Annotated in this window: 26 protein-coding genes; 10 read left to right on the top strand and 16 right to left on the bottom strand. The window is 68.1% G+C overall.

Annotated features, from left to right (window positions below; all coding sequences use genetic code 11):
* The 3 genes from ccsB to IU450_RS00365 all read left to right on the top strand — a co-directional run bounded on the left by ccsB (position 1) and on the right by IU450_RS00365 (position 2,373).
* Positions 1 to 966: a c-type cytochrome biogenesis protein CcsB gene (gene ccsB / locus IU450_RS00375; RefSeq protein ID WP_195147799.1), complete on the top strand. Its 966-nt coding sequence runs from the start codon at positions 1 to 3 to the stop codon at positions 964 to 966.
* Positions 967 to 974: 8 nt separating this feature from the next.
* Complete coding sequence (locus tag IU450_RS00370; protein WP_195147798.1) at positions 975 to 1,181, top strand: hypothetical protein; 207 nt, start codon at positions 975 to 977, stop codon at positions 1,179 to 1,181.
* A gap of 136 nt (positions 1,182 to 1,317) precedes the next feature.
* Positions 1,318 to 2,373, top strand: a complete 1,056-nt coding sequence (locus IU450_RS00365) for a hypothetical protein (RefSeq protein ID WP_195147797.1) — start codon at positions 1,318 to 1,320, stop codon at positions 2,371 to 2,373.
* Between the two features lie 122 nt (positions 2,374 to 2,495).
* Here the strand turns inward: IU450_RS00365 and IU450_RS00360 are convergent, their stop codons facing one another.
* From IU450_RS00360 to lppU, 8 genes are all read right to left on the bottom strand, one after another.
* Positions 2,496 to 2,894: a hypothetical protein gene (locus IU450_RS00360; RefSeq protein WP_195147796.1), complete on the bottom strand. Its 399-nt coding sequence runs from the start codon at positions 2,892 to 2,894 to the stop codon at positions 2,496 to 2,498.
* A gap of 469 nt (positions 2,895 to 3,363) precedes the next feature.
* The gene (locus IU450_RS00355; protein ID WP_195147795.1) at positions 3,364 to 3,510 is read right to left on the bottom strand and encodes a hypothetical protein; all 147 of its coding nucleotides are present in this window, start codon (positions 3,508 to 3,510) and stop codon (positions 3,364 to 3,366) included.
* Between the two features lie 172 nt (positions 3,511 to 3,682).
* Complete coding sequence (locus IU450_RS00350) at positions 3,683 to 3,994, bottom strand: hypothetical protein (RefSeq protein ID WP_228833879.1); 312 nt, start codon at positions 3,992 to 3,994, stop codon at positions 3,683 to 3,685.
* 173 nt (positions 3,995 to 4,167) lie between these two features.
* Entirely contained in the window at positions 4,168 to 4,599 is a 432-nt protein-coding gene (locus IU450_RS00345) for a hypothetical protein (RefSeq protein WP_195147793.1), read from the bottom strand.
* A gap of 233 nt (positions 4,600 to 4,832) precedes the next feature.
* Entirely contained in the window at positions 4,833 to 6,071 is a 1,239-nt protein-coding gene (locus IU450_RS00340) for a helix-turn-helix domain-containing protein (protein ID WP_195147792.1), read from the bottom strand.
* 111 nt (positions 6,072 to 6,182) lie between these two features.
* Positions 6,183 to 9,338, bottom strand: a complete 3,156-nt coding sequence (locus tag IU450_RS00335; protein WP_195147791.1) for a tetratricopeptide repeat protein — start codon at positions 9,336 to 9,338, stop codon at positions 6,183 to 6,185.
* Complete coding sequence (locus IU450_RS00330) at positions 9,335 to 9,787, bottom strand: hypothetical protein (RefSeq protein WP_195147790.1); 453 nt, start codon at positions 9,785 to 9,787, stop codon at positions 9,335 to 9,337. The genes IU450_RS00335 and IU450_RS00330 overlap by 4 nt, the downstream gene beginning before the upstream one ends.
* A 361-nt stretch (positions 9,788 to 10,148) precedes the next feature.
* Entirely contained in the window at positions 10,149 to 10,796 is a 648-nt protein-coding gene (lppU, locus tag IU450_RS00325) for an LppU family putative lipoprotein (protein WP_195147789.1), read from the bottom strand.
* Positions 10,797 to 11,107: 311 nt separating this feature from the next.
* On the opposite strand from lppU, the gene IU450_RS00320 reads away from it, so the two are divergent.
* Complete coding sequence (locus IU450_RS00320) at positions 11,108 to 11,716, top strand: hypothetical protein (RefSeq protein ID WP_195147788.1); 609 nt, start codon at positions 11,108 to 11,110, stop codon at positions 11,714 to 11,716.
* Positions 11,717 to 11,902: 186 nt separating this feature from the next.
* On the opposite strand, the gene IU450_RS00315 is transcribed toward IU450_RS00320, so the two are convergent.
* Both IU450_RS00315 and IU450_RS00310 read right to left on the bottom strand, forming a co-directional pair.
* Positions 11,903 to 12,109 carry a hypothetical protein gene (locus IU450_RS00315; RefSeq protein WP_195147787.1) on the bottom strand — a complete coding sequence of 69 codons (207 nt, stop codon included), beginning with the start codon at positions 12,107 to 12,109 and terminating at the stop codon, positions 11,903 to 11,905.
* Between the two features lie 117 nt (positions 12,110 to 12,226).
* A complete protein-coding gene (locus tag IU450_RS00310) occupies positions 12,227 to 12,436 on the bottom strand; it encodes a BldC family transcriptional regulator (protein WP_040783886.1) in 210 nt (69 codons plus the stop codon).
* A 184-nt stretch (positions 12,437 to 12,620) separates the two neighbouring features.
* On the opposite strand from IU450_RS00310, the gene IU450_RS00305 reads away from it, so the two are divergent.
* From IU450_RS00305 to IU450_RS00285, 5 genes are all read left to right on the top strand, one after another.
* Entirely contained in the window at positions 12,621 to 12,983 is a 363-nt protein-coding gene (locus IU450_RS00305; protein ID WP_324197476.1) for a DUF4229 domain-containing protein, read from the top strand.
* The gene (locus IU450_RS00300; protein WP_195147786.1) at positions 12,980 to 14,065 is read left to right on the top strand and encodes a PLP-dependent cysteine synthase family protein; all 1,086 of its coding nucleotides are present in this window, start codon (positions 12,980 to 12,982) and stop codon (positions 14,063 to 14,065) included. The genes IU450_RS00305 and IU450_RS00300 overlap by 4 nt, the downstream gene beginning before the upstream one ends.
* Positions 14,066 to 14,181: 116 nt before the next feature.
* The gene (locus IU450_RS00295) at positions 14,182 to 14,403 is read left to right on the top strand and encodes a hypothetical protein (protein ID WP_043699011.1); all 222 of its coding nucleotides are present in this window, start codon (positions 14,182 to 14,184) and stop codon (positions 14,401 to 14,403) included.
* Positions 14,403 to 14,984 (top strand): Clp protease N-terminal domain-containing protein, encoded by a 582-nt coding sequence (locus IU450_RS00290; RefSeq protein WP_195147785.1) that lies wholly within the window; start codon positions 14,403 to 14,405, stop codon positions 14,982 to 14,984. The genes IU450_RS00295 and IU450_RS00290 overlap by 1 nt, the downstream gene beginning before the upstream one ends.
* 73 nt (positions 14,985 to 15,057) lie before the next feature.
* On the top strand, positions 15,058 to 15,441 hold the full coding sequence (locus IU450_RS00285) for a phage holin family protein (protein ID WP_195066476.1): 384 nt from the start codon (positions 15,058 to 15,060) through the stop codon (positions 15,439 to 15,441).
* Positions 15,442 to 15,540: 99 nt separating this feature from the next.
* Here the strand turns inward: IU450_RS00285 and IU450_RS00280 are convergent, their stop codons facing one another.
* Together IU450_RS00280 and IU450_RS00275 are read right to left on the bottom strand one after the other, a co-directional pair.
* Complete coding sequence (locus IU450_RS00280; protein WP_195147784.1) at positions 15,541 to 16,410, bottom strand: 1,4-dihydroxy-2-naphthoate polyprenyltransferase; 870 nt, start codon at positions 16,408 to 16,410, stop codon at positions 15,541 to 15,543.
* A gap of 300 nt (positions 16,411 to 16,710) precedes the next feature.
* The gene (locus IU450_RS00275) at positions 16,711 to 17,175 is read right to left on the bottom strand and encodes an SRPBCC family protein (RefSeq protein ID WP_195147783.1); all 465 of its coding nucleotides are present in this window, start codon (positions 17,173 to 17,175) and stop codon (positions 16,711 to 16,713) included.
* Positions 17,176 to 17,307: 132 nt separating this feature from the next.
* Between IU450_RS00275 and IU450_RS00270 the strand changes: the two genes are divergently transcribed.
* Positions 17,308 to 20,655, top strand: coding sequence for an AfsR/SARP family transcriptional regulator (locus IU450_RS00270; RefSeq protein WP_324197475.1), 3,348 nt, complete (start codon positions 17,308 to 17,310; stop codon positions 20,653 to 20,655).
* 135 nt (positions 20,656 to 20,790) lie between these two features.
* On the opposite strand, the gene IU450_RS00265 is transcribed toward IU450_RS00270, so the two are convergent.
* The 4 genes from IU450_RS00265 to IU450_RS00250 all read right to left on the bottom strand — a co-directional run bounded on the left by IU450_RS00265 (position 20,791) and on the right by IU450_RS00250 (position 25,386).
* Entirely contained in the window at positions 20,791 to 21,624 is an 834-nt protein-coding gene (locus tag IU450_RS00265) for an ABC transporter permease (RefSeq protein ID WP_195147782.1), read from the bottom strand.
* A 211-nt stretch (positions 21,625 to 21,835) separates the two neighbouring features.
* Positions 21,836 to 22,828: an ATP-binding cassette domain-containing protein gene (locus IU450_RS00260; RefSeq protein ID WP_195147781.1), complete on the bottom strand. Its 993-nt coding sequence runs from the start codon at positions 22,826 to 22,828 to the stop codon at positions 21,836 to 21,838.
* A gap of 667 nt (positions 22,829 to 23,495) precedes the next feature.
* Positions 23,496 to 24,656, bottom strand: a complete 1,161-nt coding sequence (gene menE, locus IU450_RS00255) for an o-succinylbenzoate--CoA ligase (RefSeq protein ID WP_195147780.1) — start codon at positions 24,654 to 24,656, stop codon at positions 23,496 to 23,498.
* A gap of 334 nt (positions 24,657 to 24,990) precedes the next feature.
* Positions 24,991 to 25,386 carry a VOC family protein gene (locus tag IU450_RS00250; protein ID WP_195147779.1) on the bottom strand — a complete coding sequence of 132 codons (396 nt, stop codon included), beginning with the start codon at positions 25,384 to 25,386 and terminating at the stop codon, positions 24,991 to 24,993.

Raw genomic sequence — 25,386 nt, 5'->3', positions numbered from 1 at the left:
ATGCCGATCGACGAGACCATCGCCAGGTACAGCGATTTCGCGTTCAAGACGGCGATCGTGGTGTACGCGCTGGTGCTGGTGCTGCTGATCTGGCAGTACGCGACGGCGCGCAGCCGCCAGGTCGCCGAGCGCGAGCTGGTGACCGTGGGCGGCGGGTCGACCCCGCAGGGGCCGGGACGCGTCGCCGAGCCCGCGCGGCGGCCGCTGTCGGAGCGGCTGGGCAATATGGCGTTCTCGGTGCTGATGGTCGCCATCGCGCTGCACGTGGGCGCGATCGTGTTGCGCGGCTTCGCGACCGACCGCTTCCCGCTGGGCAATATGTACGAGTTCGTCACCATGGCCACGGCCGCCGCCGTGGTCGTGGGCGTGGTGTTCCTGCGCGATCAGCGCTACCGGGGTATCTGGGCGTTCGTGCTGGTGCCGGTGCTGCTCTTGCTGTTCCTCGCGGGCACCGTGCTCTACGCGGACGCCGCGCCCGTGGTGCCCGCGCTGCGGTCGTTCTGGCTGCCGCTGCACGTCACCATCGTCGCGATCGGCAGCGGTGTGTTCCTGTTCGCGGGCGTGGCGAGCATGCTCTTCCTGTACCGCCTGCGCCAGCCGGACGGCCAGGAGTCCGACAACATCCTCGGCGCCATCGCCCGCCGCCTGCCCGACGCCCGCACCCTGGACCGGTTGGCCTACAAGACCACCATCATCGGTTTCCCGCTGTTCGGCGCCGGCGTCATCCTCGGCGCCATCTGGGCCGAGGCCGCCTGGGGCCGCTTCTGGGGCTGGGACCCGAAGGAAACCTGCTCCTTCATCGCCTGGGTCCTCTACGCCGCCTACCTGCACGCCCGCGCCACCTCTGGCTGGCGCGACACCAAGGCCGCCTGGATCAACATCGCCGCCTTCGTCGCCATGCTGTTCAACCTGTTCATCATCAACATGGTGATCAGCGGGTTGCACTCGTACGCGGGGTTGAACTAACCCGTTCGGTGACGTTGGCCCGCGAGATCAGCGCGATCGCCACCGTTCGCGCTTACGGCCTCGACGCCGGCCATGCACAGCTCCCGGACGGGGTCCACCCACTCCGCGCCGCCAACTACATTCTCGCCGCCGAGTGGACCCACCAGAACCCGGAGGGAATCGAGTTCGACTTCCCGTTCCCGATCACCATCCCCTGGACCGAACTCGAATTTTGATGGAGCTGGGCTGCGGCCCCTCTAGGGCAGACTCCGTGAACGTCGATCATCGTCGCCCGATCGGGCAGAGATCGTTGTCCACCTGCATGGCTATCGGGTACCTGCGGCGATGGGCGAATGCACATACATTTCACCCGTGACCCATGAGCGTGCGAGGCGGCGGTCTGCGCCTGATCGCCTGACCGACCCTCAGGTCGCACACAATCCCGTCGGCCGGCAGCACTGGGTAGCCGGGCTTCAGCGTGCCGTTGGTAACCGGGCCACCGCGGGCCTGTTCAGCGCGGCGGTGCCGGTAGTGCAGCGAGTGCCGCGCCGAACCGGGGTCGAACAAGGCCGGTACGACTTCTCGACGCGGTGCGGGTGGATCGACTGGGACCACGCATCGCCGCACCTGGCAGCCGATCTGATCGGCCGAGTACGCCAAGCCTCGGACGCGTTCGGCACCGCATCCAGGGGAGAATTCTCCAGCCCCACCATGGTGTCCGAATTCGGAACGGTTCTTTCGAGCGCCTCGGTACAGGTGCGGTTGCTGCGCGCACTGTCCGGTGAGGAAGTGCTGCAGGTCGCGCTGGCGATATTCAAGCGGCTGTCGGTCGACTTCGAGGCGCAGCAGGCGTGGACCGACCTGGTGGGACAGTCGTCGTACGCCCAGGAGGATCTACCGTCGAACCTGATCGGTTTCTACATGGCCGCACGTGGATTCACCCGCCCCGACCTGACGCAGATTTGTGGCGTGGTCGACAGGCAGGCGTCCCTCGCGGAGTTCGACCACAGGCATGATTTCCGGCAGAACCACGACTTCACGCCCATCGGCGCTACTGAGCCGTGGCCCGCCGCGCTATCGACCATCGACAGCGGTCGCGCCGCTGGCCTGTTCGAAGTCACATCGGTGTCCGTTCGGCGGGGTATGTTCGCCCACAGGTTCGCGCCGCTGTACCGGGTCGAGGGAACCGTCGGGGAAACCGATCTCGTCGTCCTGAGCTGGGGCGGTACGACATTCGCAACTGCGGATGATCTCCAGGTGGTGCCGACCTACCAGTTCCGCGACGAGACCAGCGGTCGCTATGGACACGTGCGTGCGATCGAAGTGAAGCCGAATCGCGAGCAGGACGCCGCCCTATTCCGCCGTAGGGGCCTGTCGTCGCCGATGTTCATGCCTGAACCGGTGCTTGTAGGTCTCTCCTCATCCTGAGCCCTCCTGGATCAGCGCTTCTCCGGGGACGGAGGGAGCCGCGCCGGGATCGCGGTCGAAAGCGTTGGTGAGGTTGTTCGGTGTGGGTGGGACCTTCGAAAACCAGCCTCGGCTAAGCGACTTCAACCCAATTGCGCACCCGGAAAGCGCTTCCGAAACCGCTCGACTTCGTCCTCGTCCAGCTCACCCGACGAACTCGCCCACGGAATCGATTCCGGATTCCCCGACTCCGGCCGCCCACCGTCGCGAAAGAACTCCTCGACCACGGCGTCGATCGTCCTCTCGACAAACCGATTCGGCTGCCTGTCCACTGCCGACCGGAAAATACAACTGATCTCCAGCACCTTCCGCCCCTCCGGAAGATCATCGGTCGTCAGGTCTTCGTTGTATTCCAGCCATTGCGCGACAAGTCGGAACGAGTCGAACCAATCCTCATCGACCGCGAAATACGTCGGCTCGTCACCGATTTGCAGCGCCATCCGCTTGGCATAGATCCCGACGATCCGAACCGCGTCGCTCATCGTGCCGTAAATGTGCACACTCCCCCGAAACATGGCAATGATCAGTGTCTAGTACCGACGCCGCAACAGTGAGCTGTGGGACGCGGCACTCATGGCTTGCCCCTGAACGCCGCGACCTGCATGAGGCCGCTCGGCGAGGCCATCACGGGTGATCGGCGAAAAGCGTGGTACCCGTGCGGCTACGCTGGCTCGGCCCAAAATCCAGCCTTATCGATCACGATGACGCACGGCTGGTCCAGTACCCCCGCCTTGTAGACGGCCTCGCTGAGGTGAGTCGACATCAGGACCATCCATGTCTTCCAAGGTGTGCTCTCAACATTCTTCGACGGATCGGTCACGATTTCGGTTCCACCTCGATCGGTTTTCTCGAGTGACGCTGGCCACTTCGCTCCCCCGCTGTGGGGACCAAGGGCGCAAGGGCGCGCTGAAACGAATGGGATGAACCGAGGGCCGCCTCGGACCGGGCTGGTCAGGATTCGAGGTAGAGCCGTTCGTTGGGGAGGCGGGGGAGGCCGGTCGGGTTGCCAGGGAGGACGGTTACCGCGCCGGGGCGGTGGCGGGCGTTCCAGTCTTGGACGAATACGAGTGCGGCGGTCAGGCATGCTGCGAAGTCCATTCGCTGGTCGTGCAGGTATACCGACAGGTGTACGTCGGGTTCCTCTGGGTGCGGAGATCGGGTGTGGCCGCTCATGACACCGCGATTCGGGTGGCTGCTGGTGTGATCGGGCCGATCCCGGTGCGGTGGCTGGAACCGCAGCGGGGAGAGCTGTCCAGAGCTGCGCGCCGGTTCATCTGCTTGTCCTGACCGCTCGTGTGAGCAGGCATGCGCGCGCCGCTTCGACGACCAGCCGTCCCGAGGGCCGGTAGGTGTCGCGGGGTGCCTCGAGCCACGTCCGGTAGCTGGTGGTGCTGACGGCCGGGGACGGGAGCGCGATCAAGCCGCCGTCGCGGATCACTTTCACTCGATCCCGGAACAGGCCCGCGAAGATTCGGGGGTCGTCGGGCAGGTCGGGCCGCACGAGAAAGGTCCAGGTCCGGGAATGCGGGTGCGTGATGATCGGGCCGAGGCTGTGCCCGCCGCTGCGTAGCTGGTCGCTCACGGCCCGCCCCAATGGCTCTGGCGCCGACACACCCCAGACAATCGAACCCGCCCGCACGACGATTCGGCCGAGGGCTTCGGGTTCGATCTCGGCCGGGAGCTGACAGACCATCTTGTAGAAAGCGCATCGCCCGTGCGGGGTCGTAAGATCGAAGCTCCCTACGCCCGTCGCGCTCACCTCTGCGCCTCCGCGTCCGTGTTGTCGTCGGACGTTGGTGGAGGCGGATACAAAGTTCGGCCGAGCATCACATGCCCCGGCATGATCACACTGCACACCCGGGTGAACTCGACCGGGACCGACCCGCCCAGATGCGCCATCCCAGGAACGATCACCGCGCCCGCTCGGGTCACGTGCACCATTTCCAACACACTCGCGGTGACAACCAACGGCACCGTTTGCGGGGCAGCCACATACGTAGAAGCCAGCGTGTACCCATGCCGCCGCGCCAACGTCTCGATCGTCGTCTGATCGCCCACCGCATCGGCACCCGGGACCGCCGAGCACCGCAATCCGATCGCCAGCGGACCTCGCGCGTCCGTCAACGCCCCACGGAACTGCGTCGACTCGTCTTTCAGGAACGCCGCCATCCGTTCCAGCTCGGCCATCCCCGCCGAATACAATCCTTGCCCCCTGCCGGCATTCATTCCCCTGCGCCTCCCTGCCATCCGATTGGAAAGCACCCGACGCCGAGGGCATCAACCCCAGCCAGCGGTCCCTACTGCGCTGGCGCGGCCGAGATGAGGAATCGGCCCGCTCACCCCGGCGTCGGGGCCGGGGGAGACGTTATGAGCTGAGCCACAACGGTTTTGTCCATCAAGGACAAACCGCAGGATTTCGATCAGTTCGTTGGTGCGTGGTCGGGAGCGATTCCCAGACGCCATGCCAGGCCGCGCAGGTCACGTCCTCCGGCGTCGCGGCGTGCGGCCCGTAGCACGTCGGCCACAGCTTCGCGGGCCAGGAGATCGGCGTGGACACGTTGCGGTGCAAGGTCTTCTGCTCGGAGCAGTAGTCGCACACCCTGCTCACGCTTGGCGGGATCGGTCAGCAATGCGCGGCCGATCTCCATGTAGAACTCGGCTTGTCGGGACCTGCTGGGGATCGTGCGCACATCGACCCCGCGCGCTTGCTCGGCCACCTTCACGCCGTCGCCGAACTCCATGCCGATGCACGCGCGCCAGATTCCGATGTTCGGTGCGCCGAACCACAAGCGCCCGAACGACCCGGTCTCGGTGTCCATGCGCGCGGCCAAGGCGGAGGCTTCGTCCAGATGCGTGTCGGCGGTGGACCGGTCGCCCTGCACCGCCGAGGCGAGTGCGGCCGACAAATGCAACATCCCGGACGTTTGCAACACGTTTAAGTCGTCCAGCCGCGGGCTGAGTTCATCTATGCAGCGCACCGCGCGCCGATACTGCTCGGGCCGGGACAGACCGCCCGTAGCATCACCGCGTAGCCAAACGGTGAACCCGGACCACGCCGGGGATTCCAGCATGGCGGCGCACTCCTGCGCGGCTTTGGCAGCCAGCAACGGCAGACCACGGCCCACGAGACGCTTGGTCACCCACATGGCCGAGGCGTAGCAAGTGATCAGGCCGAGCAGGACGTTGCGACGGTATTCCGGCGATCGGGCGTAGACCGCGTGCAGCTCGCCCAACAGTGCGGGCACGAGTTCAGCTTGTCCGGTGAAGTCCGAGGTCACCTGCGCCATTTCGGCCAAGCGCTCGAGATCGGCGGCGATGGCAGGCCATTCACGAACCACGCCGCCGGGGTCGTCGCCGAGTTCGTAGACATCGAGCGCGCGTTCGATCGCGACAACTCCGGCATGGGCGGACTCGTTCCCTTCGGCACGTGAACCAGCTTGTCCGGCTGCCGGATAGAACTCCGACGGTGAGACGCGCAGCGCCCGCGCCAGCGCCTCGAGCGTGGCGCGATTGGATAGCGCTTGCTCCCCGCGCTCGAGACGACCGAGGTATCCGAAGCTGATACCGGCCAGCCCCGCGACCACCTCGAGACTTTGCCCGCGCCACGCGCGTATTTCACGCAGCCTGCGCCCGACTTCGTTAGGGGGGATGTCGTTCATGGCGTACTCCTCCGCCGATGGCTACCCACTTGCGACGGTACCTGGTGATTTCCGTCGTGCAGGTGGCAAGCGGGGAAGAAGATCGAGGCCGCGCGGCGTGTCTTCCGACGGTTACGGCGCGCGCCATTCGGTGGACAGCTGCTGGAGCAGATCGCTGCGGGCTCGGCGGGCTTGCACGAGCCGGGATCGGTATGCCTCGGGCACCTGATCGACCTGAGCCTCGAGCAATGTGGCCGCTTCCTGGACGGCGGAGAGCCCGTGCTGTAGCTGCTCTTCGGCTCTGATCGTGTTCTCGGCGAAGAACAGAAGTGATTCGGCGAGTTCTGGCAGGTGAGTGTCCGGGTTGGCCTCGGCCAGGCGTCTGTTGATGGTGACGGCTTCCTGCGCGGTCTCGAGTGCGTCGTAGTGACGGCCCAGCCGGCTCAACCGGACTCCGAGGTTGGTCAGCGACTTGGCCAGTTCGAGTAGGTGAGTGTCCGGGTTGGCCTCGGTCAGGCGTCTGTTGATGGAGACGGCTTCCTGTGTGGCTTCGAGTGCCTCGTGGTGGTGGCCGAGCTCGCCCAACCGGATTCCGAGATTGTTCAGTGACCTGGCGAAATTCTGCGAGTAGGTGTCGGGGGCGGCTGCGGCCAGTTGTCGGTAGTGGGCGACGGCATCCCGGACGGCATCGAGTGCCTCGTGGCGGCGGCCGAGCTCGCCCAACCGGATTCCGAGATTGTTCAGCGCGCTGGTCAGATCCGATAGATGGGTGTCCGGGCTGGATTCCGCCAGCCGTCGGTAGATGACGACCCCCTCCTGCGCGGTCTCGAGTGCTTCGTGATGGCGGCCCAGCCGTCCCAACCCCAAGCTGTGTTCTGTCAGGGCTTCCGCGAGTTTGGCGAGGTGGGTCTCCGGGTTGGCATTCGCCAGGCGTCGGTGGAGGCCGACGCCTTCCTGCGAGGCTTCGAGCCCCTCGTGGTGGTGGCCAAGCCGGCTCAAACGGATTCCGAGTTGTATCAATGCCTCTGCGAGGCCGGGCAGGTGGGCGTCGAAATCGGCTTCGACCAGCTGCCGGTAGAGGGAAACGGCTTCTTGTGCCGCGTCGAGTGCCTCCTGGTGGCGGCCCAGTTCGCCCAACCGGATCCCGAGGTTGTTCAGCGACCTGGCGAAATCGAGCAAGAAGGTGTCGGGGTCGGCCTCGGCGATTTGCCGGTAGAGGGTGGTGGCTTCCTGAACCGCGTCGAGTGCCTCGTAGTGGCGGCCGAGCGCACCCAACCGGGAGGCGAGGTTGTTCAGCGGGCTGGCGAGGCGGGGCAGGTGGCGGGCGGGGTCGGCCTCGGCCAAGCGTCGGTAGAGGTCGACGCCCTCCTGTGCGGCACCGAGTGCTTGGTGGTTGCGCCCCAGCCGACCCAAACGGATCCCGAGTTGGGTCAGCGCGTTCCCGAGTTCGGGCAGGTAGGTCTCGGCACGGGCTTCCGCCAGGCGCCGGTAAAGGGCGACAGCTTCCTGCGCCGCGCCGAGTGCCTCATGCTGGCGACCCACATCACCCAGTCGGGTCCCGAGAATTGAGAGCGCTGCGGCGAGGAACGGCACGTAGTGGTCGGGGTCGGTGTCGTTCAACGATCGGTAGAGCTCGGCAGCGTGCTCGGCGGCGCTGAGTGCCTCGTGGTATCGATGGGCGGCGCGCAGCTGCCAGGAGTACCGCCGGTAGAGGTCGGCTCGCTCGGCCGGGTCGGTGGTCGAGGTGATGCGGTGCGGAAGCAGCGCGATGTCGAGTGCTCGTGCGGCGGTGGTGGTGTCGAGGCCGGGGTTGTCGGTGAGGTACTGCTGGATGGCGGTCAGGATGTCGGGTGCGATGCCGGGGAGGTCGGCCAGCCGGGTCAGCGTCGCGCCTCCTGTCGTGGCGGCGAGGGTGGGGTCGCGGTGCAGGCTCGGGTACAGCAGTGTGGGTGCGAGGTGGGGCCAGCGGCCCGCGGCTTCGACCAGTCGGACGATCCCGGCGCTCACCCACGGTGTGACGGCGCCGTCGCGGCGGCGGATGAGCTGGTGTGCGGCGTCGACGGTCCAGGGGTCGGCGGGTAGTGCGTCGCCGGTGCGGTCCGGTTTACCCGGGGTGTTCAGCGCGAGGAAGTCCTCGCCGAGCCGGTCGGGTTGCAGCGGGGTCAGCACGCTGGTCGTCGGGGGATAGCAGAGGCTGTGGTCGTCGACGATCCGCCCGGCGTGAGCTTCATCGACCGCCAGCCCGGCCGAGAGGAGCAGGGCGCGGGCGTCGGAGTGGGACATACCGCCGGTGATGGTCGCCAGGTGGACCACGCGGCGCATGACCTCGGGGCTGGTGGTGATGAGTTTTCGCGCGAATCGGTCGGCCCAGTCGGTGTATTCCAGACCCAGCAGGTAGGCCGACACCGCTGCGGGGTCGTGGCCAGGGGAGACGTTGCGGATGCGGGAATGGATGGCCGCCAGCCCCGCCATATGGATGGACAACACCGAATCGAACCGGGGGTCGCCGAGATCGATGCCGACCCGGTAGCGGTTGGCGGGCAAGTCGCGCAGCTGCAACGCTCGGGAGAATCCGGTGACCGCGCTATCGAAGACCGACGCGCGGTCGAACCGTAACCCCAAGGGCGCGAGTGCCGTCACGCCGACGGCGACGCCGAGTTCGAGCAAGCGAGAAGACAGGGTCGACCACCAGTACCCGGTAGCGCGTGCCAGCAACAGCACCCGCGCCTTCACACCGCCGGTGGCGGTGACCGCGCGCAGATTGGTGACCAGCGAGTCCAGGTGGGCGACCGGCCAGCGGTGTGCGTCATCGACCACAAGGAGCACCGCGTTGCGGTCGGTCAACGCGATGGCGCCGGGCAGTCCGCTCGCTTCGGTGGTGTGGATCGCCCGCCACGCGGCCCACCCGGCGGCGGTGGCGTTTTCGCAGAATCGACCGGCCAGCCGGGACTTTCCCTCACCGCCCGCGGCGTGCACCAGATGTACCGCGATGGGCTCGGGTGCGGCCAGCCAGCGGTCGAGCTCGGTGAGTTCGCTGTCGCGGCCGAGGAACCGGACCACGCTGTAGCGCGGCTGCAGCAGCAGCGACGGCTGGGCCCGCGCCTGGCCTACCGGTAGCTTCTCCGCGCGGGGAAACGGCTCACACCAGTACCGGTGGCCGGAGTCCACGGCACGATCGGTGATGGTGACGTCACCGACGACATGCCGGATGGCGATGACGCTGCCGCCGACGCTGCTGTTGGCGAGCTGTTGCCCCGGGTGACGATCGCGCCACCAGCGCAGCTTCATTCGTCCATTTCGACCGAACCCGCACCACGGATACGGTCGACCCGGCCGGCCACCGTGCTGTCGGTGATCGTCAGATCGTCAGCCGGTTGCCTCCTCGGGCGGCCTGGTGCGCCGGGAGCAGGCGGCGGTACCGCCCCGGGCGGAGGTGTGCGTCGGCGGATGGTGACCGGCCCGGCGACATCGGTGATCGTGGAAACGCCGCCCCCGATGACGGACCCGGTGATGGAGGTCCCGCCGGTCGATCGGGCTGCCGCCGCTCCGGTATCGCGGCGGGCCAGGGCCACGCCATAGATCGAAACACCCAGCGCCACGACCCCGACGAACATCCCGACGACGCTGGCCAGCTTGTCACCCTCGTCCAAGCCGAGCGACATGAACAGCCAGATCCCCAGCCCGATCCCGGTGATACCGAGAACGATCAGAACCCCACCCCACAGCTTGTTCCGCACGCTCCCAGTATCGGCCAACCCGCCCGGCGACACGACCGGAAACGGACAGCTGGCGCCGCCTCGACACGCGCCCGAACGTTATTTCGCGGAACTATTTGATTTTTATTAGCGGAACAGCGCCAAAACCGATCGGCGCGAACGTTATCGGGCTACGCTTCGAAATTCGGCCGCGACAGCGCGATCGATCCGCGCCGTGATCGGACACGCAATCATCACGCTGATTACGCGCCGAAAAACCCGGTGGCAGTGAGGCTGTCACGCGGAACCTTGCCGCGGGGTTCGCAAGTCTGTTAAGGACTGTCGCGCGGCACCTCGCGTCCGGCGGCTGGAAACGGCGTGTGCGAACGAGTCCTCGGCAAGGTCAGAGCCGGGCGACGCAGACGACGAAATGGCGCTGCTGGTAGACGATCCCGCTGTCGGCCGAGCCGCAGGCGTTGACGTCGACGGTGTTCTGCTTGACGTCGATCACCCGGACCGCGCCGGGGGTGGGGGCGGCGCAGTCCAGTCGCTTGGGATGGTCGGGGGTCAGCTCCATGCAGCCGCCGACCACCCAGTCGATATCCAGGCACAGCGCTGCCTGCACCGCGCCGTGCAAGGTGTCGTTGTAGGTGCGGTCGGCGTCGGTGGGACACGTGCTGTTCGCCGGCGCCTTCTCGATGACCTTGTACAGGGAGTTCCCGCTGCCACAAGCGGTTTTGTCGATCCCGCCCGCGCCGCCGAACGACACGCAGTCGCCGATGTTCACCTGGAGGCTGGTGGCGCTCTTGTTCGACGCGCCGCGCATCGCCGACGTGGTCGGCAGCGCCTCCGTGGTGGTCGGCAGCGGCTCCTCGGTGGTCGACGGGGGCGCCGATGCGATCGGCGCGTCAGCGGTCTGGGCGGCCTTGGCGGGCTCGTCGGCGGGGTCGGTCATCGATACCGCGGCGAAGACCACGAGGGCGGCCGCCAGTCCGGTCCCGACCATGAAGGCGGCCAGGGTGATACCGGCACGGACACGTTGGCGCGACACGTCACGTCCTCCAGAGCTGTAACCCTTCGAACCCACCTAGCGACCCGAAGTTGTGAATCTTGCGGATTGAAGACCACGCCATGCATACACTACGGGGCGCGTCCGCGTCGAGTTCTCCTTCCCGGAACCGGTGATCCGTCCCGGAAATTCACCTGCGTGGCCCCGCCATCGGCAGGAGTGATCACAATCGGATAACGAACCTTCTCGATCGTGTGTGCCGGCCGCCAGGTCTGGAAACAAGTCACGGGCGCTGTACAGTCACACGCCATCCGGCCTCCGGAGCCGGGTGTCTGCTGAGAAGGAATTCCAGAATGAAGTTCGGCACTATTGCCGCCATAACGCTCGGTGCGGTTGCCGCAGTGGGCATCACCGCGGGCGCCGCGAACGCGCAACCCGTAGAACCGGATCGAGAGATCACGACAGTTGGTGTCGAGCAAGGAGTCGACTACCGCACCACGGTCTCCCGCGAGACCGGTGCGATCAGCACCGCCGTCGAGCACGGCACCTTCGCGGTGGTCGATGACGGCACCAAGATCAAGCTGACCTCCGAGACCGGAGCCGTGGTCGCGGAAGTGCCGCTGACCTTCGAGGTTTCCGGCAGCAAGCTGTCTGTCGCGCACGAAATCAGCGACAGCGGACGGCGTCTCGCGCTCACCCCGGTGGCCGACGCCAAGGAGATCGGCGAGATGCAGCCGATCAGCTCGATGAACCGGCTGATCGCGGAACTGAACAAGAACGTCGTCGGCGTGGTCGGTGGCGCACTGCTCGGCGGCCTGCTCGGAGCCCTGATCGGCCTGGGCTTCTTCAGCATCATCACCGGCCCGATCGGCCTGGTCGTCGGCGCGATCGCGGGTGGAGCCATCCAGGGCGGGCAACCGTTCATGGACGCGCTGATGGCGGTCGTCAACGGCGAGCCCTGATCGATAGCTCGCGGATCGTGTGGGGCAGGCGCACCGCAGCGCGCCTGCCCCACACGTACCGGGGTCTCGATCGTCGTGCCGCCAGGACGGCGCCACGACCGGATGCTCGGCACAACGTGCTGAGCGGAGAACGCGCGAGCGCCGGATGCCGCTCGGCGCGTGCTTTCGCGCGGGTGATGCGAACGATCAGCGCTCGGCGGAACCGGACTCGCCGTCTCGGTGCTGGCGAGATAGTCGCCAGAGGAACTCCGGGTCGTCGTCGGGTCCGATGACGCGTTTGCGCTCTGGTGAACGCGTCTGCGGGGCAGTGGGTCCAGTCCGCTCGGGGCCGAACGCCTTCCAGCACAACACCGCTATTGCCACCACCGCGATGAGTGCCAACAGGTACGTCACGTCGCTCACCTCCTGGTTACGAGGGTAGTCGCGGACGTGACTCCAGCACACCGCAGACGCGAAAATGGTCTGCGGGCGAGCGCGGACCCGAGCACGACGGGCCCGCGCGGCCTGCGATCAGCGTGCGGTCGCCTCGGTGGTCAGCGACTTGAGCAGCTGGAGTACTTCCGATTCGCGGAACCGGCGATGTCCGCCCGGTGTGCGCAACGACCCGAGGCGCCCGGCATGAGCCCAGCGCGTCACGGTCTTGGGGTCGACGTGGAACAGGGCAGCAACCTGGCCCGGAGTCAGCAGGGTGTCCTGGCCGCCGACGGTGATCGCAGTCATAGCAAACCTCTCCGTTCTCGACAGTTCCCTCATCAGATGGCGCCATCGTCGCACTGAAACCCCTAGGTACTCGAACCACCTACAGTTGGTAAAGGGGAGGTAATAGACAAAACGGATGTGCGCCCCACCCTCGGCTATGGGCGTGCACCGGGGGCGGGCAACAGCTTCGCATAGGCTGAGGGATGTGCGTGACGCAACTCCACCAAAAGGTGCTTCCGGACAGCAAACCCCTGGCGCAGGACGCAGGCTGGCCCGCAATCTAGCCCTGTACACCGTCGCGAGGTTGGGTCTCGTGGTGGTGCTCACCGCGGTGATCGTGCTGGCCGCGCGACTGGTGTCGGTGGACATCCCGCTGGTGGTCGCCGCCCTGTTCGCTCTGATCATCGCGATGCCGCTGTCGCTGACCCTGTTCAAACGGCTGCGGGTCAAGGTCAACGAGGACATCGCCCTGGTCGACGAGCGCAGACGGCGCGACAAGGCCGAACTGCGCGCGCGGCTGCGCGGTGATCAGCCGCCCAGCTCGCCCGGCTCGGGCACGCCTTCGTGAAATCCTGCGATCACGCCGCGCCGCGCGACTGGGTCGACAACGCGGTGCGGCTGATCGACGCCGACGCCCAGCGCAGCGCCGATACCCACCTGCTGCGCTACCCGCTGCCCGCCGAGTGGAACGTCCAGCTGTATCTCAAGGACGAGTCCACCCACATCACCGGCAGCCTCAAGCACCGCCTGGCCCGCTCGCTGTTCCTCTACGCGATCTGCAACGGCTGGGTCACCGAGGGTACGACCGTGGTGGAGGCGTCCTCCGGTTCCACCGCGGTCAGCGAGGCATACTTCGCGAAGCTGCTGGGCCTCGATTTCGTCGCGGTGATGCCCGCGAGCACCTCGCCGCAGAAGATCGCGCTGATCGAGGCGCAGGGCGGACGTTGCCATTTCGTGCGGCGCCCGCCGGACATGTACACCGAGGCGGCGCGGCTGGCGGCCGAATGCGACGGCCACTACATGGACCAGTTCACCCACGCCGAGCGCGCCACCGACTGGCGCGGCAACAACAACATCGCCGAATCGATCTTCCAGCAGATGGCCCTGGAGAGCGATCCGGTGCCGGAGTGGATCGTGGTCGGGGCGGGCACCGGCGGCACCAGCGCCACCATCGGCCGCTACATCCGCTACCGCAGGCACGCGACGAAGCTGGCCGTGGTCGATCCGGAGAATTCCGCCTTCTTCGGCGGATACGAGACGGGGGACGCGGCCTACCAGACCGGAATGCCCTCCCGGATCGAGGGCATCGGCCGCCCCAGGGTGGAGCCGTCGTTCGTCGGCCAGGTGGTGGACCGCATGTTCGAGGTGCCCGACGCGGCGTCCATCGCCGCCGCGAGGTTCGCCAGCGGGCGGCTCGGCCGGCGAGTGGGCGGATCGACCGGAACCAACCTGTGGGGCGTGTTCGCCCTGATCGCCGAGATGATCGCCGAAGGACGCAGCGGCAGCGTGGTCACGCTGCTGTGCGATGGCGGCGATCGGTATGCCGGAACGTATTTCGACGACGAGTGGGTCGCCTCGCAGGGGCTGAACCTCGCCGAGCCGACGGCGATCTTGGAGAAGTTCCTGGCGACCGGCGTCTGGGACGGCTGACCTGCCGCGCCCAGGCGCGTCTTCTTTGTTCGCGGAGAGTGGAAGCGGGCCGTGCCGCGTCCTGGTTCGTCAATTTTTGTTGACACCAGGCGGGCGCGTCAATCAAAATTGACGTCATGACGGAAGCAACCACTCTGGCGGCCGCCGCGGGCAGCCCCGATCCCAAGGTCGGGCTGCGCGCGGTGCTCGCGCTACGCAGGCTGCTCGAACGTCTCGAAGCGATCCAGGTCGCCAACGCCCGTGCCCAGGGCTGGTCCTGGCAGGCGATCGCGGAAGCGCTCGAGGTCAGCAAGCAGGCGGTCCACCAGAAATACAACCGGAGAGACAGGAGCCGCTGATGTTCGAACGGTTCACCAGGTCGGCGCGCACGGCGATCGTGGTCGCCCAGGAGGACGCGCGGGAACTGCGCTCGTCGACCATCGATGTGGAGCACGTGCTGCTCGGGCTGCTCGCGCAGGGCGAGCCGGAGCTCACGGCACTGCTGGCCGGCGCGGGACTCACCCATGCAGGCGTGCTGCGCACGCTCGCGGAGCAGGGCAAGGGCGATCCGCTCGGCGCCGAGGACGCCGAGGCGTTGCGGTCCATCGGTATCGACCTCGACGCGGTGCGGGAGTCGCTGGAGGCCCACTTCGGCGAGGACGCGCTCGAGCGCGCCGCACCCGAGCCGAGGCGCGGGCTGTTCGGCTGGGGCCGTGCCGGGGACTACCGGCACATCCCGTTCACCAGAGACGCGAAGAAGGTGCTCGAGCTGTCGCTGCGCGAGGCGCTCGGCCGCAAGGACAAGACCATCGAATCCGGGCACATCCTGCTCGGTATCCTGCGGGCGCCCAACCAGACCACCGAGCGCCTGTTCGGCGGAGCAGCCGCGATCGACCAGTTGCGCCCTGAAGTGCACACTTTGCTGGACCGCGCGGCCTGAGCGAGCGGGCATGCACTGTCCCAGTCGGTCTTTCCGGCGGCGCGTCCTCGCACCCTGGGCCTAGCATTGGCCCATGCAGCTCGTGATTCGGTTGATCATCAACGCGGCGGCCATCTGGCTGGCCGCCTTCTGGGTCGACAAGATCGACATCCTTGCGCCCGAAGGCGGCACCGGCGCCAAGATCGCCGTCGTCCTCGCGGTCGCCGCGGTGTTCACGGTGGTGAACGCACTGGTCAAGCCGATTGTGAAGTTGCTGTCACTACCGCTGGTGATCGTGACGCTCGGCCTGTTCCTGTTGCTGATCAACGCGTTCATGCTGTGGCTGACCGCCGAGATCACCGACGCGTTCACCGATTACGGCCTGCGCGTGGAGGGCTTCTGGGCCGCGGTGCTCGGCGGCATCATCGTCTCGATCGTGAACTGGGTGCTGGGCATTCTGGTGCCGGACGCGGACTGATTCCCCACGCCGCGCACGGACCACGCTCGGTCTCGCTTCGCGCGAAAGCCGCGTTCGGGCCGAGGTGGTCGCGTCGGTCGAAGGCCGGACTCGCCTGCGCTAGCCCAGCCCGACCGCCAGCGCGGTGACCGCCGACCACACCAGCAGGGCCAAGCCGGAATCCCGCAGGGCCGGAATCAGTTCCAGGCCGCCCTTGCCGCCGCGCACCGGCGCGTTGGCGCGCACGGCGAGCGGGATCGCCAGCAGCCCGGCCAGTGCCCACGGCGTGCGGGCCACCAGCACCAGCGTCGCGAGGAACGGCACCGTCAGCAGCGCCAGGTGCAGGGTGCGGGTGCGCGGGTCGCCGAGTTTCACGGCGAGCGTGACTTTTCCGGAGTCGGTGTCGGTGGGGATGTCGCGCAGATTGTTCGCGACGAGCACGGCGCTGGAGAACGCGCCCACCGAGACCGCGAGCAGCGCACCCACCCAGTCGATCCGGCCCGCCTGCACGAACTGGGTGCCGAGCACGGCGACCAAGCCGAAGAAGACGAACACCGCCACTTCACCGAATCCGCTGTAGCCGTACGGGTTGCTGCCGCCGGTGTAGTACCAGGCCCCGGCCAGGCAGGCCGCGCCGACGAGCAGCAGCCACCACGCGCTGGTGAACACCAGCACCAGACCCAGGACGGCGGCGATGACCAGACTGACGATCGCGGCGGTCTTCACCGCGGCGGGCGAGGCCAGTTTCTGCCCGACCAAACGCAACGGGCCGACTCGGACGTCATCGGTGCCGCGGATGCCGTCGGAATAGTCGTTGGCGTAGTTCACGCCGATGATCAGCGCCAGGGAAACGAGCAGCGCGAGAATCGCTTTCCACCACACCGCACCGCCGACGGACGCGGCGGCGCCGGTCCCGGCGAGCACCGGGGCGATCGCGTTCGGCAGGGTACGGGGTCGCGCGCCCTCGATCCATTGCGCTGCAGTAGCCATGTCCGCAGCATAATCGGCCCAGCCGGACGTAGTCCGTCGTCAGTCCGCGCATGGCCGGAGCGTAGGCGGAGGTACGCATAATGGGCGCGGTCGGACGTAGTCCGTCGTCAGTTCGCGCATGGCCGGAGCGTAGGCGGAGGTACGCATAATGGGCGCGGTCGGACGTAGTCCGTCGTCAGTCCGCGCATGGCCGGAGCGTAGGCGGAGGTACGCATAATGGGCGCGGTCGGACGTAGTCCGTCGTCAGTCCGCGCATGGCCGGAGCGTAGGCGGAGGTACGCCTGATGGGGCGCGCGGCGGTCAGGCCGTTTCTGTGGCCGCCGCCTCCTGCAACCGTGCGAGTCCCTTCTCGAAATCTTTGCCGATGAACTTGTCCATCGGAATGATCTTGCCGATGAAGCCCATCAGGCCGGTCTGCTGTCCGGTCATCCGCCAGGTCACTTCGGTGCCGGTCTCGACCGGGTCCAGGGCGAAGGTCACCATGTTGGTCGCCTTCATCGGCTTCAGGAACTCCAGGCGCACGCCGATCTCGCGGTCGGCGCTGCCGATGATCTCCATGCTGCCCGCCCCCGCCTTGCGGTTGCCGCTCCAGGCATAGCGCGCGCCGACACCGGAGTCCGCGCCGGAATAGCTGCGTTGCAGTTGCGGGTCGAGGTCCTCCCACGGCGACCACTTGACCCATTCGTGGAAATCGTTGATCAGCCCGTGCACGCGCTCGGGAGCGGCCGTGATCACAGCCGACCGGACCACCTCGAACTCAGCCATGGGGGTCAGACTATGCGACCGACCGCTCCTGATCGCGGCAAAGAAATCGTGTCGGCCCCGTCGGGCCTGCTCGCCTACGATGACCGCGGGATGTTTCCGGAGCACAACGGCCCGCACGGCCACAGTCGAGCAGTGACGACGCCCGCAGGCGAATCGGTCGTGGTGGCCTTGCTGGGCGAGGTCGCGCTGCGCCGCGACGGTGCTCTGACACCGCTGCCGGGCGCTCGCTCCCGGCTCCTGCTCACCGCCCTCGCACTGCGACCCGGTCGCAGCCGTGGCGCGGACGCCCTGATCGAGGAGGTCTGGGGCGAACAGCCGCCGCGGTCGCCGATGAACGCGCTGCATACCCAGGTCTCCCGGCTGCGGTCGGCGCTGCCGGAGGGCGCGCTGGAAATCGGCCCTGCGGGCTACCGGCTGACCCTCGGCGCCGACCAGGTCGACTTGTCCTCAGTAGGCGAGCGGGCGGCGCACGCGCGCAGACTGCACGCCGCGGCCGACTTTCCCGGGTGTCTGGCGGAGATCGCGCGGGCGCGTGCGCTGTGGCGCGGCGACCCCGGCGCCGATCTGCCGTCGGGCGACCTCGCCGACGAGCTGCGCGCCGCGGCCGGGCGGCGGCTCGCCGAACTCGACGAACTCGAACTCGCCGCACGCGAGGACGGCGGCGATATCGACGGTGCGCTGCGCCTGGCTCGTCGGCGGGTCACCGCCGATTCCCTGGACGAGCCCGCGCAGCTGTCCCTGCTGCGTCTGCTCGCCGCTGCGGGACGGGCCAACGAGGCGCTGGAATCCTTCGCGGCTTTCCGCTCCCGATTGGCCGACCAGCTCGGCGCCGATCCGGGCCCGGCGCTTTCCGCGGCGCACACGGCGATCCTGCGCGGAGAGCCGATCGGGCGGTCGCGACCCGCAGTGGGTGGCGTCGTGCCGCCGTCGGCGAACGGAGGTCCGCGCAGCGGGTTCGCGGCCGATTCGACGCCTCTGGCCGGTGCCACCGTCGCGGCGGAACCGCAGGCCACCGCGATAGGTCTGCGCGCCGCGCCCAACGCGCTGCTCGGCCGGACGGACGATCTCGCCGCGCTGACCGCCCTGCTGCGCGACTCCCGAGTGGTGACCGTGCTCGGCCCGGGCGGCGCGGGCAAGACCAGGGTCGTCAACGAGCTCGGTGCGCGGGTGGCGGGCGCCCGCCCGGTGGCGCTGGTCGAGCTGGCGTCGGTACGTGCCGAGGGCGGCGACGCCCGCGTGGAGATCGAGGCGGCGATCGCCGCGGTGCTCGGGCTCAGCGAGGTCACCTTCGACACTGCGGCGCTGCGCTCGGGGCACACCATCGATCTGCGCAAGCGGTTGCGTGACGCGGTGTCGGCGCGCTCGATGCTGCTGATCCTGGACAATTGCGAGCACCTGATCGACGCCGTCGCCGTGGTGGTCGCCGACCTGATCGGCGCAGCGCACCGGCTGACCGTGCTCACCACGAGCCGCTCGCCGCTCACGATCACCGCCGAGACCGTGTATCCCTTGCCGCCGCTGACCATCGATCCGGCAGGCTCACCCGCCACCGAGTTGTTCGCCGCGCGCGCCAGAGCGGTTCGCCCCACGGTCCGGCTGGACCCGGAGGTCGTCGCCCAGCTCTGCCACACCCTCGACGGGCTGCCGCTGGCCATCGAGCTGGCCGCCGCCCGAGTCCGGGTGATGAGCGTCGAGGAGATCAACGAGCGGCTGGCCGATCGGTTCGCGCTGCTGCGCCACGGGGATCGCAGTTCGCCCGAACGGCACCGCACGCTGCACGCGGTGATCGACTGGAGCTGGAACCTGCTGGACACCGAGCAGCAGGCGACACTGCGCCGGTTGTGCCGATTCCCGGCCGGTTTCACCCTGTCGGCCGCCGAGGCGGTCGCGGGTGCAGCCGACGTGACCGATGTGGCCGCGGCCGTCGATGGTCTGGTCAACCAATCGCTGCTCACCGTGCTGGACGACGAAATGCTCGGCACCCGCTATCGCATGCTGGAGACGGTTCGAGAATTCGGTGAGGAACAGCTGGCCGCCATCGCGGGCGAGCCGGACTCGGTCGACACCCGGATGATGCGGTGGGCCAGGAACTACGGCGATGACGCCGCGAGCCGGTATGCGACCGGTGATCAAGTCCGCCTCGCGCTCTCCGTGGCGGCGGAGCTGGACAACTTGCTCGCCGCGCTGCGCTGTGGCATCGAACGGCGGGACGCCGCAACGGCGTACACGGTGTTCCCGGTCGTGGCCACGCTGTGGATGATCCGCGGATCGCACCTGGAAGTGATCGCCTGGGCCGAGCGGGTCATCGAAGTAGAGGCGGTCGGCTTCGGCCCGGAGGGTCCGCGTCCGGACCTCGTGCTCGTCACCTACCAGATGATGTTCCTGCATCTCGCTTACACCAACGGCACTGTGCGGGAACTCGCCCAGCTGCGTCTGCGGGTGCGCCGTTTGCTCCTTCACCAGGCCGAAATCAGCGAGAGAAACCTATTCGTCGGCCGGGTCGTGCTCACCAGAGCCGACGGGCGCGGGCTCAGCAGACTGTTCGCCGAGGCGGCGCATTCGGCCGATCCGGAGACCAGGGCCACGGCGCTGTTGCTGCGGGCCAACATCCGGGAGAACAACGGCGACGTGCGCGGCTCCACCATCGACGCGGTCAAGGCGCTGGACGCTTTCGGGCACGAGAACGTCTGGAGCGTGGCCATGGTGTCCAGGCACCTCGGACAGGCCTGTGGACAGATCGCCCAGTACGCCGAGTCGGTGACCTATTACCGCCGGGCGCTCGACCTGCTGCAGCGGCTCGGCGCTTACGAGGACACCGTGGAGATCCGCAGCCTGCTGGTGGCCTCGCTGGTCGGCATCGGCGAGCTGGAGCAGGCCCGCCGCGAACTCGACCTCGCGTTCGGCACGTCCGACCTGGACAGCTCGTCCCTCGGACAGAATCGCACGCTGTCCACCGTGATGCAGAGCGCGGCCGAAGTCGCATTCGCGGCGGGTGACGCCGCGGGCGGTTTCGCTTGCTACGAGCGAGCGCTCGAACTGTTCGGCTGGCCCGACAGCGCCCTCGGCCCCGGCCCCGGCGCCTTGATGCTGGCCGCGGCGGCACTCGCCGCGCAGGCGCTCCATGGCTGCACCGACACGAGCGCGACGCTGTCCGCGCAGGTGGCCGAACTCACCGTGCCGATGATGACCCAATACCGGGACCTGCCGCAGATCGGCGCCGTCGCCTGCGCGATCGGCTCGTATCTCATCGCGGTCGACCGTGACGCCGCCGTGGGGCTCGACTTGCTGGTGCTCGCTCCGAACGTCTTCGGCCGTCAGGATTTCCCGTCGTTGCGCTGGCGACGGCACTTCGACGCGGCCACCGCGAAGCTGGGCGCCGACCGAGTCGCCGAAGCCCGCCGCCACGTCGTTCACCTGCGACGGAGCGACTCCGCGGACCGCATCATGCGAATGCTCCAAGGACTGGCCGATCGCCACTGACCACCACCGGACGGTCTTCGTGCTCGTGCTCGTGTTTCGCGAAGGCTGTACTGCGAGGTGTGGAGCTGTCGGGCCGGATACCGCCCGAGCAGGCCGGGTAGCCACAGTTACCCGGCCTGCTCTCGTGCGTGGGGATCAGGCCCGCCGCATGTACGCCTTGACCGTGAGCGGTGCGAAGATCGCGATGACGACCAGCGAGCCGATCAGCGACCAGGCCAGGTCACCGCCGAAGGCCGCGCCGTTCATCAGTCCTCGGCACGCGTTCACCATGTAGTACACGGGATTCACGTGATTGAGCCCCTGCATCCAACCCGGCATCGTGCTCACCAGCGCGAAGGCGCCGGACATGAAGGTCAGCGGGAACATGATCATCATCGAGATGCCCTGCACGCCCGCCGCGCTCTTGCCGGTGACGCCGACCAACGCCCAGATCCAGCTGATCGCGAACGAGCAGACCACGATGACCAGGCCCGCAGCGACGACCCCGAGCACGCCGCCCTCCGGGCGGTAGCCGATGGCGACGCCGACGACGATGGTCAGCACGGTCGCGATGACGTAGCGCACCATGTCCGCCAGCAGCGCACCCGCCAGCGCCGAGATCCGCGCGATCGGCAGGGATTTGAATCGGTCGAAGACACCCTTGTCCATGTCCTCGCGCAACTGGGTACCGGTGACGACCGACGTGAGCACCACGGTCTGCACCAGGATGCCCGGGATCAGGACCGGCAGGTAGTCCTGCACGCTGCCGCCGATCGCGCCACCGAAGATGTAGGCGAACAAGGCGGTGAACAGGATCGGCTGGATCGTCACGTCGAACAGTTGCTCGGGCTTGTGCTTGATCTTCAACAGGCCGCGGTAGGCCATGGTGAACGAATTCGACACGGCCTGGCCGGGCGGTATGCGATTGCTCGCTTCGGGAATCGCCTTCGGCGTCGCACGGCGCGCCTCGGTCGCGGTGATGGTGGTCATGCTCTGTTCCTTTCGGCTTGCGTGGGCCCTGCGTGGGTACGCGGGCTGCCGCTTGCGGGCCTGAGGTTCATGCTGTGTTCGTTGTCGGCGTGAGCGGGTCCTCCGTGGTCACGCGGGCTGCCGCCTCCGGGCTTGAGGTTCATGCTGTGTTCGTTGTCGGCGTGAGCGGGTCCTCCGTGGTCACGCAAGCTGCCGCCTCCGGGCCTGACGCTCATGCCGCGCTCTGCTCGGACTCGTCGGAGGAGTCTTCGGCCGGGTGACCGGTGATGGTGAGGAAGACCTCGTCCAGGCTCGGCTTGGTCACGGTGATCTCGTCCACGCCGATCTCCCACTCCCGCAGGCGGATCAGCAGATCGGCGGTGACGCCCGCATCGGTCAACGGAGCGGTGAGCCGCCCGGCCTCCGGGGTGATCTGCGCTTCGACACCGAGGAAATCGCCGATGATGCGGCGTGCCTCGATCAGCTGATCGCGATCGACCAGGGTCAGGTGCAGTGAGGAACCGCCCACCGAGGCCTTCAACTCGTCGGCGGTGCCGTCGGCGATCACCTTGCCGCGGTCGATCACCGCGATCCGATCGGCCAGCTGGTCGGCCTCGTCCAGGTACTGCGTGGTGAGCAGCACCGTCGCGCCCTCGCGGACCAAGCGGCGGATGGTCTCCCACATCTGGGCGCGGGTGCGCGGGTCCAGGCCGGTGGTCGGTTCGTCCAGGAACAGCAGCGGCGGCGTCGCGATCAGGCTGGCCGCCAGGTCGAGGCGGCGGCGCATACCGCCGGAGAAGTTGCGCAGCGGCTTGTTCGCCGCCTCGGTGAGATCGAACTCCTCCAGCAGCTCGACCGCCTTACGGCGGGCATCGACCCGGCTCAGGCCGAGCAGGCGGGAGAAGACGATCAGGTTCTCGGTGGCGGTCAGGTCCTCGTCGACCGAGGCGTACTGGCCCGTGACGCCGATCAGCGAGCGGACCGCCGTCGGCTCCGCGACCACGTCGTGGCCGAAGATGCGACCGCTGCCGCCGTCCGGTCGCAGGAGCGTCGCCAGCATGCGGATGGTCGTGGTCTTGCCTGCGCCGTTCGGACCGAGCACGCCGTACACCGAGCCCTGCGGCACCGCCAGGCTCACCCCATCGACGGCCCGCTGCTCCCCGAACACCTTGACCAGGCCGTCCGCCTCGACGGCGAGCGCTGAAGTTGGTGCGAATGAAGTCATGCCGACAACAGTGGCCGCCCGGCCTTGCACAGCTCTTGCACGGCTCTGTCATCTGGCGGCGCCTGCGGCGCCGCGAACGGCGGATGCTCGGTCTCGCTTCGCTCGAAACCTGGAGTTGGGGTGCGCCGGGCGCGTTGGTAGGCGAGCTCGCGGCATCGGGCACGCGGCGGGAGGGCTGATCGTCAGTTCGAGCGTTGATCGGCGGTTGCCGCCTGCCCGGAGGTGGGTTGGGCGGGGGCGGATGTTCGGTCGCGCTTGGTTTGGAATTCGGGGTTGGGGTGAGTCGAGTGTGTCGTTGAGCTGGGGGTGTCGCGCGCGGGGCGGAGGGTTGCCAGGGCGATCGGTGATCGTTGGTTGCCGACTGCGTGGTGGCGGCTCGAGGTGGGTCGGGCTGGGGCGGTTGCTCGGCTTGCTTCGCTCGGAAGTTGGGTTGGGGTGAGCGGGGCGCGTCGTGTCCGGGCTCGGGGCTCAGGGTGCCTGGCCCGGAGCCGCTGACGGTCGAGTCGGGCTGCGCGGTGGCTGCTCGGACGCGAGGCAGGGCGTGTTGGAGTTGCCAGTGCCTCGGTGTCGGGCGTTCGCGGCACCTTCATGGCTCGCGTACGCGCGGTCGCCGCTTCGTCGCTCCTATGGGCGTGGGGCCGAGCGGGTCACGTCTGCTCGGTGGGCGCTAGTGGGTCGATTCGGCCAATAGGTATTCGCGGAGTTTGGCGCGGTCGGGCTTGCCCGGGCCGCGGAGGGGGAACTCGGCGAGGACGGCGAGTTCGCGGGGGGCGGCGATGGAGTCCAGTTCGGCGGACACGTATTCGCGCAGGTCGGCCAGGTCGGGCGTCGCGCCGGGGGCGGGGATCACCGCTACGGCGACGCGCTGGCCGAGGCGTTCGTCCGGCAGGCCGAGGACCACGACCTCGCTGATCGCCGGGTGGTTGATCAGCACAGCCTCGACGACCTGCGGGATCACCAGCAAGCCGCCGGTCGTGATCGCCTCGTCGAGCCGTCCGGTGATGCTCAGCACGCCGTTGTCGAAGGTGCCCGCGTCCTCGGTGCGGAACCAGCCCGGTTCGGCGAAGGCGGGATGGTCGGGCTGATTGCGGTAGCCCGAGGCGATCATGGCGCCGCCCAGCACGACCCGGCCCTCTTCGATCCGGACCTTCGCGCCCTCCAGCGGCACGCCGTCGTATACGCAACCGCCGCAGGTCTCGCTCATGCCATAGGTGCGTACCACGGTGATGCCGGCGGCTCGCGCGCGCTCGTAGACCGGCAGGGGCGTGGCCGCGCCGCCGACCAGCACGGCATCCAGCTGGGCCAGCGCGGTGGTGGCGACCGGCGATTCGAGCGCTTTGATCAACTGGGTCGGCACCAGGGCCGTGTAGCGCCGTTCGCCGCGCATACCCGTGATGGCGCCCGCCAGGGCCTCGGGCAGGAATCCGCCGGACACGTCCAGCACGGTGGGTTCGGTCCCGGCCAGGATGCTGCGCAGCAGCACCTGGATACCGGCGATGTGATGGGTCGGCAGGGCCAGCAACCAGTTGCCGGGGCCGCCGAGCCGCTCGTGTGTCGCGGTGCCGCTCGCGCGCAGGGCCGCCGTGCTGAGCATCGCGCCCTTCGGCACGCCCGTGGTGCCGGAGGTCGTCACCACCAGAGCGATCTCGTCATCGATCGGCTCGCCGGGCGACAGGGCGTCGCTCAGTCGTCTCGCCTCGCGCCGGTCGCTGGCGGGAATGGGCAGCCAGGCGGCCCCGTTACCTTCCAGCGCCCCTCTGAGATGGGGCATGACGTCGCCGAGACCGGACCCCGTCGGCATCAGCAACGTTCGCAGTGTCTTACTCATGCCGTGCCTCGCCGTTCGCCCGGCTCGGTCGTGCCCAGAGCCGCTGTGCCCATGGCTCGCTCGGTGCGCTCCCTCACGGTAGGGATCGTGTCATGCCCGCGCCGCCGCGCGCGGAACGGGTCGGTGTGCCGGAGCCGCGCAACCACGCAGCGGCCACTCGGACGGATCGGGGCTCAAGTACGACAGGCATCGAGACTGCGATTCACTCGTCGGACGGGACACGGACACAGCCGGCCCGGACGTCGGCGGTCGGGTGGCCGTCCGAGCGTTATCGTCCTCGCCGGGTGTCGCGTTGGCAACTCGGCGCGGCTCGCCGAACTACCGAACGGAACGGTCACTCCGGTGGTGACCAGCGCGAATCTCGCCTGATCGGATGTGACGGCGGCACCTCGACGAGCACGATCGGCACACCGTCGGGATCGCGCACCCACATCTCGTGCAGGCCCCACGGCTCCTCGACCGGGGCTCGTTCGATCCTGATGCCCTTCAGCGCCAGCTCGGCCGCGGCGTCGGACACATCGCGCACCTGGAGCCAGATGGCGCCCTCGAAAGACGACGATCTTCCCGAACCGCCGTGCGCGGCCACCTCGATCAGCGACTGTCCGGCGAAGAAGACCGTTCCGCCGGGATACTCCCGCGCGATGGCCAGCCCCAGCCCCTCCCGATAGAACGCGAGCGTGGCCTCGTAATCGGCGGGCCGCAGGATGATCCGGCTGCTGAGGATGTCCAT

The organism is Nocardia abscessus (assembly GCF_015477775.1).
Taxonomy (GTDB): domain Bacteria; phylum Actinomycetota; class Actinomycetes; order Mycobacteriales; family Mycobacteriaceae; genus Nocardia; species Nocardia abscessus_A.
Note: the sequence above shows the minus strand (reverse complement) of the source record. Positions and strands in the feature narration are given on the sequence as shown.

What these genes read in the sequence shown, in the direction of transcription:
- IU450_RS00260 (WP_195147781.1), bottom strand. Translation starts at nt 22,828, where the DNA reads ATGACTTCATTCGCACCAACTTCAGCGCTCGCCGTCGAGGCGGACGGC.
- IU450_RS00310 (WP_040783886.1), bottom strand. Translation starts at nt 12,436, where the DNA reads ATGACTGCGATCACCGTCGGCGGCCAGGACACCCTGCTGACTCCGGGC.
- IU450_RS00340 (WP_195147792.1), bottom strand. Translation starts at nt 6,071, where the DNA reads ATGAACGACATCCCCCCTAACGAAGTCGGGCGCAGGCTGCGTGAAATA.
- IU450_RS00360 (WP_195147796.1), bottom strand. Translation starts at nt 2,894, where the DNA reads ATGAGCGACGCGGTTCGGATCGTCGGGATCTATGCCAAGCGGATGGCG.
- ccsB (WP_195147799.1), top strand. Translation starts at nt 1, where the DNA reads ATGCCGATCGACGAGACCATCGCCAGGTACAGCGATTTCGCGTTCAAG.
- IU450_RS00275 (WP_195147783.1), bottom strand. Translation starts at nt 17,175, where the DNA reads ATGGCTGAGTTCGAGGTGGTCCGGTCGGCTGTGATCACGGCCGCTCCC.
- menE (WP_195147780.1), bottom strand. Translation starts at nt 24,656, where the DNA reads ATGAGTAAGACACTGCGAACGTTGCTGATGCCGACGGGGTCCGGTCTC.
- IU450_RS00280 (WP_195147784.1), bottom strand. Translation starts at nt 16,410, where the DNA reads ATGGCTACTGCAGCGCAATGGATCGAGGGCGCGCGACCCCGTACCCTG.
- IU450_RS00335 (WP_195147791.1), bottom strand. Translation starts at nt 9,338, where the DNA reads ATGAAGCTGCGCTGGTGGCGCGATCGTCACCCGGGGCAACAGCTCGCC.
- IU450_RS00285 (WP_195066476.1), top strand. Translation starts at nt 15,058, where the DNA reads ATGCAGCTCGTGATTCGGTTGATCATCAACGCGGCGGCCATCTGGCTG.
- IU450_RS00265 (WP_195147782.1), bottom strand. Translation starts at nt 21,624, where the DNA reads ATGACCACCATCACCGCGACCGAGGCGCGCCGTGCGACGCCGAAGGCG.
- IU450_RS00320 (WP_195147788.1), top strand. Translation starts at nt 11,108, where the DNA reads ATGAAGTTCGGCACTATTGCCGCCATAACGCTCGGTGCGGTTGCCGCA.
- IU450_RS00290 (WP_195147785.1), top strand. Translation starts at nt 14,403, where the DNA reads ATGTTCGAACGGTTCACCAGGTCGGCGCGCACGGCGATCGTGGTCGCC.
- IU450_RS00250 (WP_195147779.1), bottom strand. Translation starts at nt 25,386, where the DNA reads ATGGACATCCTCAGCAGCCGGATCATCCTGCGGCCCGCCGATTACGAG.
- IU450_RS00295 (WP_043699011.1), top strand. Translation starts at nt 14,182, where the DNA reads ATGACGGAAGCAACCACTCTGGCGGCCGCCGCGGGCAGCCCCGATCCC.
- IU450_RS00355 (WP_195147795.1), bottom strand. Translation starts at nt 3,510, where the DNA reads ATGGACTTCGCAGCATGCCTGACCGCCGCACTCGTATTCGTCCAAGAC.
- IU450_RS00345 (WP_195147793.1), bottom strand. Translation starts at nt 4,599, where the DNA reads ATGGCCGAGCTGGAACGGATGGCGGCGTTCCTGAAAGACGAGTCGACG.